This window comes from Pseudomonadales bacterium, from assembly GCA_024234435.1.
GTDB lineage: Bacteria > Pseudomonadota > Gammaproteobacteria > Pseudomonadales > Porticoccaceae > JACKOF01.
This window is the reverse complement of record JACKOF010000001.1, coordinates 328,865-344,902: the sequence shown is the minus strand read 5'-3', so window position 1 is coordinate 344,902 and position 16,038 is coordinate 328,865. Positions and strand designations below refer to the sequence as shown.

At 49.3% G+C, this 16,038-nt stretch carries 13 protein-coding genes; 9 read left to right on the top strand and 4 right to left on the bottom strand.

Annotated elements, in window-relative coordinates; all coding sequences use genetic code 11:
- Positions 1-223: 223 nt before the first annotated feature.
- From H7A02_01650 to H7A02_01640, 3 genes are all read right to left on the bottom strand, one after another.
- Positions 224-1,483 carry an ammonium transporter gene (locus H7A02_01650; GenBank protein ID MCP5170959.1) on the bottom strand — a complete coding sequence of 420 codons (1,260 nt, stop codon included), beginning with the start codon at positions 1,481-1,483 and terminating at the stop codon, positions 224-226.
- Positions 1,484-1,514: 31 nt separating this feature from the next.
- Positions 1,515-1,853 (bottom strand): P-II family nitrogen regulator, encoded by a 339-nt coding sequence (locus tag H7A02_01645; GenBank protein MCP5170958.1) that lies wholly within the window; start codon positions 1,851-1,853, stop codon positions 1,515-1,517.
- Positions 1,854-1,914: 61 nt separating this feature from the next.
- On the bottom strand, positions 1,915-2,610 hold the full coding sequence (locus H7A02_01640; protein ID MCP5170957.1) for a hypothetical protein: 696 nt from the start codon (positions 2,608-2,610) through the stop codon (positions 1,915-1,917).
- Positions 2,611-2,907: 297 nt separating this feature from the next.
- Here H7A02_01640 and H7A02_01635 point away from each other — a divergent pair, with 297 nt between their 5' ends.
- The 8 genes from H7A02_01635 to rep all read left to right on the top strand — a co-directional run bounded on the left by H7A02_01635 (position 2,908) and on the right by rep (position 14,089).
- Positions 2,908-3,162, top strand: a complete 255-nt coding sequence (locus H7A02_01635) for an accessory factor UbiK family protein (protein MCP5170956.1) — start codon at positions 2,908-2,910, stop codon at positions 3,160-3,162.
- Positions 3,163-3,290: 128 nt separating this feature from the next.
- Entirely contained in the window at positions 3,291-4,772 is a 1,482-nt protein-coding gene (locus H7A02_01630; protein MCP5170955.1) for a YifB family Mg chelatase-like AAA ATPase, read from the top strand.
- A 143-nt stretch (positions 4,773-4,915) separates the two neighbouring features.
- Positions 4,916-6,520 carry an alkaline phosphatase gene (locus H7A02_01625; GenBank protein MCP5170954.1) on the top strand — a complete coding sequence of 535 codons (1,605 nt, stop codon included), beginning with the start codon at positions 4,916-4,918 and terminating at the stop codon, positions 6,518-6,520.
- A 64-nt stretch (positions 6,521-6,584) separates the two neighbouring features.
- Positions 6,585-7,955, top strand: coding sequence for an LOG family protein (locus H7A02_01620; protein MCP5170953.1), 1,371 nt, complete (start codon positions 6,585-6,587; stop codon positions 7,953-7,955).
- A 97-nt stretch (positions 7,956-8,052) separates the two neighbouring features.
- Positions 8,053-8,802, top strand: a complete 750-nt coding sequence (locus H7A02_01615; GenBank protein MCP5170952.1) for a competence/damage-inducible protein A — start codon at positions 8,053-8,055, stop codon at positions 8,800-8,802.
- A 164-nt stretch (positions 8,803-8,966) separates the two neighbouring features.
- Positions 8,967-10,943, top strand: coding sequence for an AarF/ABC1/UbiB kinase family protein (locus H7A02_01610; protein ID MCP5170951.1), 1,977 nt, complete (start codon positions 8,967-8,969; stop codon positions 10,941-10,943).
- Between the two features lie 77 nt (positions 10,944-11,020).
- Positions 11,021-11,917, top strand: a complete 897-nt coding sequence (locus H7A02_01605) for an MBL fold metallo-hydrolase (protein ID MCP5170950.1) — start codon at positions 11,021-11,023, stop codon at positions 11,915-11,917.
- A 147-nt stretch (positions 11,918-12,064) separates the two neighbouring features.
- Positions 12,065-14,089 carry a DNA helicase Rep gene (gene rep / locus H7A02_01600; GenBank protein ID MCP5170949.1) on the top strand — a complete coding sequence of 675 codons (2,025 nt, stop codon included), beginning with the start codon at positions 12,065-12,067 and terminating at the stop codon, positions 14,087-14,089.
- Positions 14,090-14,154: 65 nt separating this feature from the next.
- On the opposite strand, the gene H7A02_01595 is transcribed toward rep, so the two are convergent.
- A complete protein-coding gene (locus tag H7A02_01595) occupies positions 14,155-15,039 on the bottom strand; it encodes a LysR family transcriptional regulator (protein ID MCP5170948.1) in 885 nt (294 codons plus the stop codon).
- A gap of 118 nt (positions 15,040-15,157) precedes the next feature.
- On the opposite strand from H7A02_01595, the gene H7A02_01590 reads away from it, so the two are divergent.
- Positions 15,158-15,931 carry a ferredoxin--NADP reductase gene (locus H7A02_01590; protein MCP5170947.1) on the top strand — a complete coding sequence of 258 codons (774 nt, stop codon included), beginning with the start codon at positions 15,158-15,160 and terminating at the stop codon, positions 15,929-15,931.
- Positions 15,932-16,038: the final 107 nt, after the last annotated feature.

Here is a 16,038-nt window from a genome sequence, read left to right as displayed (position 1 = left end):
TCTTCTGTATGTTTTTCTAAAAATCTTCTTTTGCAAATACTGTTCAAAGCAGTCCTCACAAGGCACATTCAGCAGTATAAGGCGCCAAAGATACACGCTCTGCAACCAAATTGCACGCTCGGCCAGCACACAGATTTCCTGAAATTGAGTTAACTCAACTTTATCCAGGTACAAAAAAAACAGAGGGCCAATGCCCTCTGTTTTTATGCGCTGAGTATTGCAATCAGCTTCCGGCTGTAAATTCCGGATAGGCTTCCATACCACATTCTGCAAGGTCAACACCTTCGTACTCTTCCTGCTCAGTAACACGAATGCCAATAACAGCTTTCAGAAAGCCCCAGACAATCAGGCTGGCAACAAATACCCAGATAAAGATAGTCGCAGCACCGATCAGCTGACCAGAGAAGCTAGAACCACCATCTTCAGTAAGAGGATTTGTGATCGGAACCAGCATCAAACCCAAGAAACCAACAACACCGTGCACAGAGATTGCACCTACGGGATCATCAATTTTTAGCTTATCAAGAGTAACGATGCTAAATACAACCAGAGCTCCACCAATACCACCAAACAACGTTGCCTGTAGTGGCGTAGGTGTTGAAGGCTCAGCAGTAATAGCAACCAGCCCAGCCAAGGCGCCGTTCAAAGCCATTGTTAAATCTGCTTTACCAAACATAAAGCGGGCAACGATCAGAGCAACAACCAAACCACCAGCGGCAGCAGCATTAGTATTCATAAATACTACCGCTACACTGTTTGCGCTTTCTACACTGGCAGTCGCCAATACCGAACCACCATTGAAGCCAAACCAGCCCAACCAAAGGATGAACATACCGAGTGTAGCCATTGGCAAGTTACAGCCGGGGATTGCATTCACTCGACCATCAGCAGTGTACTTTCCTTTACGTGCACCTAGCAGTAAAACACCTGCCAAAGCAGCAGCAGCACCTGCCATATGTACGATACCGGAACCAGCAAAGTCAGAGAAACCAAGATCACCCAGTGTATACATACCAAACACTGGTATGCCGCCCCAAGTCCAAGCGCCTTCCATTGGGTAAATAAAGCCTGTCATGACTACAGCAAAAGCCAGGAATGCCCACAATTTCATACGCTCAGCAACAGCACCAGACACAATAGACATAGCTGTCGCAACGAATACTACCTGGAAGAAGAAATCTGCAGATGGCGCATAGGTAGCAGGTTCTTCCGCTCCGGCAACACCGTCAGCAACGATCCCACTGAGGAACCACGTCATATCGTCACCACCATACATAATGGCGTAGCCACAAATCATGTACATAGTGCAAGCTACCGCGTAAAGGGCAACGTTTTTAGTTAGGATTTCAGTGGTGTTTTTTGCACGCACCAGACCTGATTCCAGCATAGCAAAACCTGCTGCCATCCACATAACCAGGGCACCACAGATCAAAAAGTAGAAAGTATCAAGAGCATACTGTAATTCAAAAATACTATTTTCCATTTCGAACCTCGTTCAGTCAGAATTTGATGGATCAAACGGCTTCGTCACCGGTCTCACCGGTTCGAATACGGATCACTTGTTCCAATGGAGAAATAAAGATTTTCCCATCACCAATTTTGCCGGTATTGGCCGAGTTCACTATCGCCTCAACAGCAGCATCGACCTGATCGTCGGGCAGCGCCAAATCCAGCTTGATTTTCGGCAGGAAATCAACAACATATTCCGCACCCCGGTAAAGCTCTGTGTGGCCTTTCTGGCGACCAAAGCCTTTTACTTCTGAAACTGTTACGCCCTGAACACCAATCGCAGCCAAAGCTTCACGAACGTCATCCAGTTTGAACGGCTTCACTATTGCAGTAATCATTTTCATAAAGAGTCTCCTTTTAGGGGAGTGGTGTGTGGCCGGAAAATGGCCACACACCATCCGGAACTTACAAGCTTTTTGATATAGAGAAGATAAAGCTGCCGTCAGTCACTGAATCTGCTACACCTGATTCTTTTGAATCAATATCGGTATCGACATAGCTCAGGCCAAACTCAAGACCAACCCACTCTTTGGTAAGAGAAATCGAGTAATCTGCATAGTCATCGCCATCGGCAAGAAATACGTTGTCACCCGGATCAGCATTATTGGAGTCGCGGTCAAAGCTGTTGAAGCCATAATGCAGACCCAACCCATAACCACCACCCAGATCAAACGAGTAATCAGCATAAACGTAGTAGAATTCACCTGTTTCAAAATAATAATCATCGGAATACGCTAAACCGAAAGTAAAGTCAGATACGGAAATACTGGCGTAAAACTCTTCGTAATCATCCTCATCCGGCGTTCCGGGGTAATCGTAATAAATGTAACCCACGTCATAACTGACTGAATCGTTAATTTCACCCGCATAGCCAGCGTAGTAATCAAGCTCAAGGCTTTTTGCGAAATCAACATTGGATCCCCACATACCGACGTAGAATCCACTGTCAAAACCGACATCAAACCCACCTTGAACTGCCGGGCTGGTATCAGTTTGCGAATAACCACGGAACTTATAGTCAGTGGCTAAAGTGACATTACCACTTACTTCTACGGCGTTAGCAGCAGGAATCATTGCAGCGGCCAGAGCCGTCATTGCCAGAGCTTTCTTCATTGTTTTCATGGTTTTCTCCTCTAAATGTCAAACCACTTGTTAATTTATCGGCGACTAAAATTAGTCTCGCAAGGATCTTTGCATATGCCATGCCAACTTCGTAAAGCCCTTTAACAATCCGTTTTTCGGGCATATTCACCAAAAAGGGGCAAAAACAGTTGCACCAATATAGTGCTGCATCTTGTTTTTGCACTGAAATAGCGCTTACTTGGGTGGTCTTATACAGTAAAAGATTTGCTAGAATTAGATCCTTGTGAAATACAGATCTTCAGGAATCAAGCCTTCATGCGACCAGACCAGATGTTCAACCAGTTCTTCCAGCAATTTAGCAATGTACTAGGCCCGGGGGCTGAAACCCTTAACAATGAACTGCAACATAAAATGCGTGCCGCCGCACAGGTCGCCTTCGATAAACTTGATCTGGTGTCTCGAGATGAATTTAATGCACAAAGAGCCGTTCTTACCCGTACACGCGAGCGTCTTGAACAACTGGAACAACAATTAGCCGAGCTGGAAGCCCGTCTGGATACCGACCAATAAGTTTCAATCCGGAGCCAACACTATATCGCAAGCGCTACATGCGTAGCGCCAGTACCTCTTGACCACCCTGCCACCAATCAGAGGGTGAATCAGGTAACCGCATCAATCATTGAGACCAGGGAGGGTCCATGACACTTGCCATCGTACACAGCCGAGCCAGATTTGGCATCGCATCCCCCCCCGTCACAGTGGAAGTACATCTTTCTAATGGATTGCCCAGCCTGTCGATTGTCGGGCTGCCTGAAACAGCCGTTAAAGAAAGCAAAGACCGGGTGCGTAGCGCATTGCTGAATTCCCATTTTGAATTCCCCGCTCGCCGTATCACCGTTAATCTGGCGCCAGCGGATCTGCCAAAAGAAGGTGGCCGCTTCGACCTGCCTATTGCGCTGGGTATACTCGCAGCATCGGAGCAAATACCGGCTGACGCATTGGCGCTCTACGAATGTATCGGCGAATTGGCTCTGTCCGGAGAACTGCGGTCTGTAGACGGCGTATTCCCTACCGCCATTGCCTGTGGTAAGCAGCAACATTCATTGATTGTACCCATCGAGAATGCCAATGAAGCAGCACTTGCTGGCTCGACCACTGTCTATGGCGCTCACCATTTACTGGAAGTTTGTGCACACCTGAATGGCAATCAGCGCTTACCAGCAGCCGTGTTTACCTCTCCCGACAATGGCTCACTAACGCCTAATAACTTCAACGAAATTATCGGCCAGCATCAGGCCAAACGCGCACTGGAAATTGCTGCTGCCGGAGGCCATAACCTGCTGTTTACCGGGCCTCCTGGAACAGGAAAAACCATGTTGGCCAGCCGCCTTCCCGGCATTCTTCCACAGCTGACTGATGAGGAACTGGAACAGGTTGCTGCTATTTATTCCGTTTCCGGCCAGGGCTTGAAAGACAACCTTTACCAACCGCCTTTTCGTTCACCGCACCATACTGCATCAGCCGTTGCCATGGTGGGTGGCGGCAGCAATCCAAAACCGGGGGAAATATCTCTGGCTCATTGTGGTGTGCTATTCCTGGATGAGCTGCCAGAATTCCCCCGTAAAGTTCTGGAGGTATTACGGGAACCGCTTGAATCCGGCGAGATCATGATTTCCCGTATTCAGGCCCAAACACTGTACCCGGCAAAATTTCAATTGGTTGCGGCAATGAATCCGTGCCCTTGTGGATATTTCGGCAGTAACCGCTGCCGTTGTACCCCGGATCAAGTTGCTCGTTATAAAGAGAAAATTTCTGGCCCGTTGCTTGACCGCATTGATTTGCAAGTACAGGTACCGGCCATTCCGGGCAAACAGTTACTGGAAAGCAAGACCGATGGCGAAGACAACAGTGTCATCCGGCAACGAGTCATTCAAGCCAGAGAAGTTCAGCGCGAACGCTGTGGAAAAATTAATGCCCTCCTGTCTGCGAACGAAATTAAACAGTTCTGCCAACTCGATCAGAAACAGAAAAACCTGATGCAGCAAGCAATTGACAAACTGGGATTGTCGGCCCGAGGGTTTCATCGAATATTAAAAGTGGCGCGAACGATTGCTGATTTGGAGGGCAGCGAAAAACTGACAACAGCCCATATTGCAGAAGCCTTGAGTTACCGTATTTAATTAGCCCGTCTTTTCGCCTGTTATTTTTTCTGACAAGGATCGATATTATCGGGAGAATCGCTGAACGATGGCTTTCCAAATCGGGCTTGTTCCCACCAACAACCCGTTCATAATCAATCTGACATCGAAACCAGTACATTAAAATGAAGATACGACACTTTTTTATACTTCACCTGGCCCTCTCAGTTACCGTGCAGGCATCACAACCTGAAACGGCCGAATATTGGTATGAGGCGGGTAAAAACGCTGTCACACGTAATACCGATATTGCGCTTGCCGCTCAAGGTAACGTTCAGCAACAAGCCAGAAATATTATCCTTTTTGTGGGTGATGGCATGGGTATTTCCACCGTGACTGCCGCCCGTATTCTGGACGGGCAGATGCGGGGTATGACCGGCGAAGAGAACGAACTGTTCTTCGAGACATTTCCGCATCTCGCGCTTTCAAAAACCTACAACACCAATCAGCAAACACCCGATTCCGCAGGCACCATGACGGCGATGATGTCAGGTATAAAAACAAAAGCCGGACTTATCGGTGTCAACCAGAAAACTGTTCGCGGTGATTGTGACTCGCAAAAAGGCAATGAGACGGTAACCGCGCTGGAACTGGCTGAAATTGCAGGCATGTCTACCGGTGTTATTTCTACAGCGCGTATTACCCACGCCACGCCTGCCGCCACTTACGCTCATATAATGGACCGCGATTTTGAAGATGATCACGATGCTACAAAGCTATCAAACCCTGGTAACTGTGTGGATATCGCCCGCCAGCTGGTAGAATTTCCACAGCGCTTCAAGAACAGCTTTCCCTGGGTTGACGGTATTGAGGTTGCTCTGGGCGGTGGTCGTCGCAGCTTTATCACCGGCGCCAAGGGTGCTGATCCGGAAGATGGTGGCAAAGGAGAACGGCTTGATAACCGCGATCTGACCCGCGAATGGCTGCAGAATTACCGTAATGCTGCCTATGTCTGGAACCAGATCCAGTTTGATGCCATTAATCCTGCCAAAACTGATCATTTACTGGGTTTGTTCGAGATGTCACATATGGAATATGAGCTCGACCGAGCTACAGATACTGGTGGGGAACCCTCTCTCAGTGAAATGACTGAAAAAGCCATTCATGTGCTGAAGAAAAATCGTCGTGGCTTCTTTCTCCATGTTGAAGGTGGCCGTATCGATCATGCACACCACGCCACCAACCCCAAACGGGCATTGCTGGATACTATCGAACTGGCAAAAGCAGTAAAAGTGGCCTATGAGCTTACCGATCCCACTGAAACCCTGATTATTGTGACTGCTGACCACAGCCATGTTTTTAATATTGCTGGCTACCCCACTCGCGGCAACCCGATTCTCGGCAAGGTTGTCGGCAACGATAATGTCGGCAATCCTGAAAAGTCCGAAGCCCGGGCTGCAGACGGCATGCCGTACACCACGCTGAATTATGTCAATGGCCGGGGTTTTCGTGAATTGCCTGATCACAATACGGCCGATGCCATTTATCAACTGCCTATCAACATGCAGGGACGCAGCGATCTTTCGGAGGTAGATACTTCCGGGGAAGGGTTTCACTCCGAATCCATAGTGCCCCTGGCCGCTGAAACCCATGGTGGAGAAGATGTCGCCATTTATGCCACCGGCCCGGGTTCTGCATTAATTAATGGGGTAATGGAGCAAAACGAAATTTTTCATGTCATGATGAAAGCTGGTAACCTCAGTGGCAAAACAACGCAAAGAAGCCCTTAAAACAGCTCGTTTTATGATCCCTGCTCGACATTGCGCAGAACCATAAACTTGGGAATACTCAGCTATGGAATACCAGACCACCAATGCGATTGTTCACCCCAGTAACCACCTGGATGTGCTATCCAGGGTAGAAGTCAGTCATTTGCTTGATACCAGCCGCGGAGGGCTGTATCAGATATTCCGCAACTGCTCATTGGCGGTACTGAACTGTGGCAGTCAGCTGGATGACGGGCGTGAGCTTCTGGAGCGATATAAATCGTTTGATATATCCATTCTTCAGGAAGAAAAGGGGGTCAGCCTATATCTAAAGAACGCACCGTCAAACGCCTTTGTCGACGGTGAGATCATTAAGGGTATAGGTGAGCATCTTTATGCCGTGCTCAGGGATATTCTTTACGTCAACAATGAGATTGCGAATAACCCTAAATTCAATCTGGCATCATCTGAAGGCATTACCGATGCTGTTTTCCATATTTTGCGCAACGCCAATACTCTGCACTCTGGCACCGAACCAAAGCTGGTAGTTTGCTGGGGCGGACATTCGATCTCACGCGAAGAGTACGATTATTCCAAACTGGTAGGTTACGAGCTGGGTCTGAGGGGCCTTGATATCTGTACGGGCTGTGGCCCTGGTGCCATGAAAGGTCCAATGAAGGGTGCAGCGGTGGGCCATGCCAAGCAGCGGTTACCCGGCAGCCGTTATCTAGGTTTATCCGAGCCGGGAATTATCGCTGCCGAGTCGCCCAATCCTATTGTCAGTGATCTGGTGATCTTACCGGACATTGAAAAGCGCCTGGAAGCTTTTGTGCGGGTGAGTCACGGTGTCATCGTTTTTCCGGGTGGCGTGGGAACCGCAGAGGAGATTTTTTATACCCTGGGCATACTCCTGCACCCCAACAATCGCAATATGCCCTTTCCTCTTATTTTCACTGGCCCGGAGGGTTCTTGTGAATACTTCGACAAAATCGATGCTTTTATCGCCGCAACACTGGGAGATGAAGTGAGAAAGTACTACAGGATTATTGTCAATGATCCTCAGTCTGTCGGTAGAGAAATTCAACAGGGCGTCAGCAGCGTCCGATCCTACCGCGAGGAAAGAAATGACGCCTTTTATTTCAACTGGGGCCTGACCATCAGCCCCGAATTTCAGGCACCATTCAGGCCAACTCACGAAAACATGGCCAACCTGCAACTACACAACAAACAGCAACCGCACATGCTGGCGGCGAATATTCGCAACGCGCTTTCCGGTATCGTTGCCGGCAACGTCAAAGAAGAGGGGCTTCGCCTGGTGGAAAAAGGCGGTCCATTTCAGCTACAAGGGGAAAAAAACATTATGCAGCCACTGGCCGAATTGCTGCATTCCTTCGAAGAAATGCACCGCATGAAACGACCCGATAATAACTACAAGCCCTGTTATCAAATCCATTACTGAACAGACCAGCCTATCAACCTGTGGTCGCTGCCTATCGAATGTTAAACCACCGGATAAATCGTGTTAATGTTACCGGTCATCAACTGCTGGTATCACTATGCACACCGGACTTATTATCATCGGAGATGAAATTCTCTCTGGACGGCGGGTAGATAAACATTTGCCAAATCTGTCGACATTACTCGCCGAACGAGGCATGACCCTCGACTGGATGAAAATTATTGGCGATGACAAACAGCTTCTCGACGAAACCCTGCAGCAGTCTTTTGCGAGCAACGATCTGGTATTCTGCACTGGCGGCATCGGCATTACACCTGATGATCTGACTCGTGAAGCCGCTGCCCGGGCAGCTGGCGTACCATTAACCCGGCATGCCGATGGCGTTAAGCTGTTGGAGGTGCTGGCCAAAGAGCGCAATATCACTTTAACCGAGGGGCAATACCAGTTGGTAGATTTTCCCCAAAACGCAGAATTAATCCCCAATTCGGTAAACGGTGTTCCCGGTTTCAGTGTCAATAATCACCACTTTATGCCCGGCTTTCCCGATATGGCACGAACCATGATGGAATGGGTGCTGGATCACCGTTATCCGCACTTGCACAGCAGCAGATACCGGGAGTACTCACTGCTGGTAAGGGGTGTTTACGAGCATCTGCTTATTCCGGTAATGGATAAAATTATCGAAAAACATGCAACGGTCAAAGTATTCTGCCTGCCGGGAATGGATATGGATCAGCCCCGCAATGAAGTCGGCGTTAAAGGCGTTATGCCTGATGTTCTCAGCGCTTTTGAGTTGCTGAAAAGCCAGCTCGCTATGCACAACTATCGGTGGGAACCATTAAATTAAGCCGCAAATTATCGCTTGCCTGATTATGGAAGGCTGTTTATTCTTGATCGTGGCAAAACAGACCGTTTGCCTTCTGCCCGATTCGGGAACCAGGCTGGCCCACAAGTAAATATAATCAATAAACAGATGCTCAAGCCATTGCGTTAGCGCAGGAGTATTGAATTTTGACATCGCCATCACCCGACGAAGTATCACCACAACCCTTTGACCAAAAAGGTATTGTGGTCTCATTGCTTAACCGGACCAAAAAAACCATCCAAGCTTCTCGTGAGTTTTCCTCGGGTTTTAGCGGCATCTATGTATCGGCAGCAAAAATTTCTGTCCTGTTAAACCATCGTGAACACATTACAGAAGCAGAGCTTCACGATGTGTTGTCAGAACTGTTTGACACACTGACGACACACCCGGCGATGAGCACAGTAAGAGACTTCACGAGCCAAATGCGTGAATGGAATGTGCTCCCGAATGAACAGTCAACCGAACAACTTATTCGCTCGGTAATAAACCGGGTATCGAAAGCCAGCAATGGTCTGGTACCAGATGCCATTGTCGACGAGTTCTGGCAGTTCTTTAATGAGCTGGCCGACGAGCCGGAGCTCAACGGCATTGGCGAAATCGGTATCGATATCGCCAGAATTATCGTTGAAGCCTATGAACCACTGCTGGTGAAAATCATTAACCAGCTGAAAGATATTCGCAGCTCAAGAACCGATCAACTCGGCCAGGTGCTCAGTAATGTCCGGGAAGTCCGACAGGATCTGATAATCTTCAGACGACAAATCCGCGCATTGCGGCACATCCGCAAGTTCCTTGATGTTGACCCTGAAGATTACCAGCAACAAGCTGTTGTTATTGCTGATATGGTCCGAGAATTCGGCCCATTCTTTATTAAAATGGCTCAGGTTGCCGCCGCAAACTCTGACCTTCTACCGGATGAAATCTCAGCAGCACTGGCGGTATTTCAGGAAGATGTCGACCCTATGTCGGCAGAGGAAGTGGAAAGCGCGATAAGAGAGTGCTTCGGCGAACCCTCTCATAAGCGGTACTTCAATTTTGATGCCAGCAAACCATTAAAATCCGGTTCCATTGCTTCCGTTTACGTGGCTCATCGCGTACTCAATCCGGCATCCAGGCATAAATTGCTGACCCCGGTGGTTGTTAAAGTAGGACGACACAACCTGGAGCGTGAGTTTCTGATTGGCAAAACCGTCATCAAGGTGGCTATTTTAACCAGTCAGTATTGGGCACCTCATGGCAAGCTGGCGCCGTTTCTCAAATCCTGGCTGGATCAGACCGACATCTTCGTTGAAGGCTTTAATGAAGAGCTGGACTTTGAACAGGAAGCCCTGAATCAATCCAAATTTGCTGAACGGGCGAAATTTTCCAGCGGCTGGAGCGTGCCGAAAGTCTACAGTGCACAGCACCGTATTATCGAAATGGAACTTATCGACAACTCAACCGGCTTGAACAAGGCTTTTGCTCAATTATCCGGAAAAGAATCCCGGCGCACCCGACGCAAGGTCGCCAGGGCCTACCTGAGAGCCCTGCTGACCCACAGTCTGATTCATCAGGAGTTTCACGGCGATTTGCACCAGGGCAATATACTGGTGAACAAACAGGCTAATCTGTATTTCATCGACTGGGGTAACTCCGTCGATCTGTCCGAACTGTGGCTACCAGCTGTGAGATATCTCTTGGCCGTTTTTTTGGGTGATGCTAAAGGTGTTACAAAGCAGATCATCGCTATGGCTGCCAACCAGGAATTTGCCGCAGAGAAACACCGCGATATAGAGAACGTTGTAGAAAAATCCTTTGCCGATGCCAACATCAGGCCGCCAGGCCCGGCATTTCTGTTCAACCTGATACAGGAGGGAGAGGAAGGCTGGAAAAAGCGTATTGAACAAGCTATGAACCTGACAACTGCCATTACCCGGCAAGGCATCACTATTCAGGGCAGTTACATGCACCTTGGTCGATCTCTTTCCGCCATGACAGGTTCATACATGAGCCTTTACAAAGGACTTTCGCGACAAGACATGTTGATGGATGCCATTGCAGTAAGTGCCACTTTCCCGGCCCTGACCTCATACAGCTATTTGTGGGGTATTATCAGAACACGGTCCTTGAAAGTTCCGTTATAGTAACGCAACCTGACCATATTCACCCATCACATATCCACCCATTAATGGACGTATCAATCTCACCAAGGAATCATCAGATGACGAAGCTCCCCAATCAATTGTTTGCTCTGCTCCTGTGCCTTAGCGCAACTGTCAGCACCTATGCCGATGACCACCATCCCGAGACGCCTCATTTCAAAGTCACCACCATCAACCAGAATATCCATTTCCTGCAAGGAAAAGGTGGCAATATTGCCGTACTCACAGGTGATGATGGCATTGTCATGATCGACAACGACTATAAAGAAATGGCACCGCCCCTCGAAAAGGCACTGCAACAGTTTGGCGGAGCAGCTTCACTATCTTTTATTATCAACACCCACTGGCATGGCGACCACACCGGGGGCAATCTTGTGTTCGGCGAACACGCACATATTGTGGCTCACGAAAATGTTCGCAAACGGCTGTCCAGCTCTCAGAAAGTGCCTTTTTTCAATATGATCACAGAGCCACAACCCGAACAGGCATTGCCGAATCTGAGCTATTTGAGCACCATGAACCTGTATCTCAATGGTGAACATATTCAGTTGCGACATTACGGCGTTGGCCACACCGACGGTGACTCCGTTGTCTTTTTCAAACATGCCAACGTTGTGCATATGGGGGATCTGTTCTTCAACGGGTTTTTCCCTTTTGTCGATGTGGACAATGCGGGCAATGTCCTGTCTGTCGCAAACTCCATTGCGCAGATTCTGCCTCTGTTGAACGACAAAACAGTGGTCATCCCTGGCCACGGCCCAATCGGTAGCAAACAGGACTTAGTTGCCTTCCACGATATGTTACTGGGCACAACCGCTGAAGTACGCCAGATGAAAGCAAGCGGCGCGAGCCTTGAAGAAATGCAGGCAAAGGGCCTGTCGGAAAAGTGGAACGCGTGGACTGACGGTTTTCTCAATACCGATGCCTGGATCAAAATAGTGAACGCCAGCCTCTAACGATTTGAACAGCTCCGGGCCTGATGAGAGACGGGCCCGGCATTTTTTCCCAACATTTTTCCAGCCAGCAACCTGACTCATCAATAACAGCCTGCTAGAATCCCCGGCCTGTTTTTCAATATCACTCATCACCCGGCAGAAATCTTCTTGACTCAACTCAACCCCCAACAGAAAGCTGCCGTGAAGTACATCGATGGCCCCCTGCTGGTACTGGCTGGCGCTGGTAGTGGCAAAACCAGTGTTATCACTCGCAAGATAGCTTACCTGGTAGAGCAATGTGGCATCGAGCCACGGCATATTGCCGCGGTTACCTTTACCAATAAAGCCGCCCGCGAAATGAAAGCGCGAACCAGTAAATTGCTGACAGGGAAAGGCGCAAAAGGTCTGACTGTCTCCACATTCCACAACCTGGGGCTCAACATTATTCGCCGGGAAATCCGGCTGCTGGGCTTTAAACCCGGGTTCTCGATTTTTGACGGGGAAGATGCCAAAGCACTGTTAAAGGAATTAATGGTTCGCGGTTCCGACCTTGATACCGACCATCTGGATCGCGTGCAGCAACAGATCTCCCACTGGAAGAATGAACTCTGGTCCCCAGAAACCGCCCTGTCTCATGCTGAAAGCGGCGGAGAGCAGGCAATGGCCGTTGTCTACCAGCACTATGCCCGAGCGTTGCGGGCTTACAATGCTGTCGATTTTGATGACCTTATTTTAATACCTGTACAACTGTTCAGAGACAACCCCGACATTCTGAGAAAATGGCAACAGCGTATTCGCTATCTGCTGGTGGACGAATATCAGGATACCAACCTCGCCCAGTACGAACTGGTCAAACTGCTTACCGGCATCAGAGGCTCGCTCACCGTGGTGGGTGACGACGATCAGTCAATCTATGCCTGGCGCGGTGCCCGCCCGGAAAACCTGGAACAGTTACAGCGCGATTATCCCAACCTGAATGTCATCAAGTTGGAACAGAACTATCGCTCTACTGCCCGGATACTGCACTCAGCCAACCAGCTGATTGCCAACAACCCTCACGTATTTGATAAATCCCTGTGGAGCGAGCTGGGCCCTGGCGACCCCCTGCGGGTAATCCGTACAGCCAACGAAGAGGCCGAAACAGAACGGGTGGTGAATGAAATTCTCGATATGCGCCTGCGGCTGGGCTGCGGCTTCTGCGATTTTGCGGTGCTTTATCGAGGCAATCACCAGGCCAAACTGTTGGAAATCAAGTTGCAGGGACAAAATGTTCCCTACCACCTCAGCGGCGGTACTTCATTTTATGCGCGTACCGAGATCAAAGACATCATGGCCTACCTGCGGCTGCTGGTGAACCCCGACGACGACAACGCCCTGTTGCGTATCATCAACACACCACGGCGCCAGATCGGCACATCCACTCTTGAAAAACTGGGGGAATACGCCAAGGAAAGAGGTATTCCGCTGATGAGTGCTATCGACGAATACGGACTGAAAACCCAGCTACCCGCCCAGAATCACGAACGCTTACTGCGTTTCAAAAACTGGCTGACAAATGTGGAACGCAACTGTGTCGACGGCGACCCGATTGAAGCTATAAGGGAAATGATTGAGGACATGGATTATCTCGGCTGGCTACATCAGAACGCCAGCAGTGATGCAGTGGCAGAAAAGCGCATGGAAAATATCAACTTCCTGATTGCACAGCTGAAAAACACCCTGGAAAGAATCGAGGAAGATGGCACTTCAGCCAACCGTGAAACACCAATTGAGGACGCGATAGCCAAGCTGATTCTCAGAGACCTGCTGGATCGTCAGGAGGAAGAGTCTGCCGATGACAAGGTTCAGCTTATGACGCTGCACGCTGCGAAAGGACTCGAATTCCCCCACGTGTTCCTGATCGGCATGGAAGAAGACCTACTACCACACCGCAACAGCATAGAACAAAACACACTGGAAGAAGAGCGACGCCTGGCCTATGTGGGCATCACCCGCGCCCAGCGTTCACTGACAATGACAATGGCAGGCAAGCGCAAGCTGTTCGGAGAAATTATTGAAACCACCCCCAGTCGGTTTATTGATGAGCTACCACAACAGGACATCATCCTCGAAGGTTTTGGCACCCCGAACCCGGAGGTTGCGCAAGCTAAAGGACAGGCGTCCCTGTCGGCACTGAAGGAGCTGTTTGGGTAAAGGGTAAAAATGTTAGCTGCGAAATCACTTTTCGGAAAGCGTCGTTGCCCCAAACAGCTGATCAGCTAATACGCTGATTTTTGACACAGCTCCAACCACCGAACCAGACCCGCACCACGATATTTCTGGCGGTGCAAGATAAAATAGAAATAACGGTGTAAATCCCGGTTTTTCACCCTTAGCGGAACAAAGCGTCGGTGCGAGAAAGCATCGGTTAAAGCAATTCGGGATAAACAGCCGATACCCATCCCCGCTGCAACAGCACGTTTAATCGCTTCGGTATGCTGTAATTCCAGCAACACGTGAAGATCCGGCAAAAGACCGTGCATCGCCCGATCAAAGGATTGCCGGGTACCGGAGCCCTGCTCACGCAGAATCCAGCGCGCGTCCAGAAGATCCTGGTCCGAAAGCTGTTGGCGATTTGCGTAAGGGTGATCAGGCGCGCAAAAAACCACCAGTTCGTCTTCCTGCCAACGCACGACATCAAGCTCTGAATGATGGATCTCTCCTTCAATAAGCCCTACATCCAGCTCAAAGTTCAACACTTTGGCCGATATCTCTGCCGTGTTTGCAACATGCAAGGATACCTGCGGGGCCGGATCAGTGTCCATATACTGCGCCATCAGGTTGACAGCCAGATAGTTACCAATGGTAAGCGTTGCGCCCACTTTAAGAGGGCCACTTTGTGCGTGTTTCCCCAGCGATGATTCCAGCTCTTCAGCCCTCTCCAGCAATTCTTCTGCCTGGGGTTGCAGCATTCTGCCCAATTCATTGAGCTGCAGTTTTTTGCCAATGCGATCAAATAACTGGATATCAAACTGCTGTTCAAGATCCTTGAGCGCACTGCTGGCAGCCGATTGAGACATGGCCAGTTGTTCAGCCGCACGGCTGATATTGCCGGTATGGGCGGTGGTAAGAAAGACCTGAAGTTGGCGCAGGGTATATTTCATTATTGAAAAAACCGATAAGCAAAATAGATATAAGTCATTTTACAGGTATGCAACGATAAATCTATAGTGACCAGCATGAATTTGTTGAACCACTCAACCAGACAAAGGTAATCCCGAGATGAGCAATTTGAATCATGAAACTGTCACCGCTATTCACCACTGGACGGATACGCTATTCAGTTTCAAAACAACCCGGGACAGCGGATTCCGCTTTCGCAATGGTCATTTCACCATGCTGGGACTGGAAGACAACGGACGCCCTCTGCTGCGCGCCTATAGCATCGCCAGTGCGAACTACGAAGATGAACTGGAGTTCTACAGTATCAAGGTGCCAGACGGCCCACTGACATCAAAGTTACAAAATATCAAAGTGGGCGATCAGGTTCTGGTAGGCCGCAAGCCAACCGGCACATTGACTGTTGACGAACTTTTACCAGGCAAACATCTCTATCTGCTCAGTACGGGAACTGGCCTGGCGCCGTTTCTCAGTGTGATCAAAGATCCGGAAGTGTATGAGCACTTCGACAGGGTCATACTGGTTCACGGTTGCCGTTATGTCAATGAACTGGCATATCAGGACATTATCACCCGCCAGATAGCCAACAACGAGTATTTTGGTGAGTTGGCAGCAGAGAAACTGATCTACTACCCTACCGTCACTCGTGAACCTTTCCGCAATAACGGACGGATCACCGACTTAATGAAAACCGGCAAGCTGTTCAGGGATATTGGCTTACCCACACCAACCCTGAGTGATGACCGTTTTATGATCTGCGGCAGCCCCGCCATGTTGAAAGATGTCTGTCAGCTGCTTGACGAAAAAGATTTCCGTGAAACACGTGCAGGCAACCTGGGCCATTATGTAATTGAACGGGCTTTTGTTGAAAAGTAATGACCACAAGAGCAGGAATATGGCTGGTCGGACAGCCGTTTTCCTGCCCCCAGTAATCTGATTGGCGTATCCGGTTTTGATACCGGCTCCCCATAAAAAAACCGGGA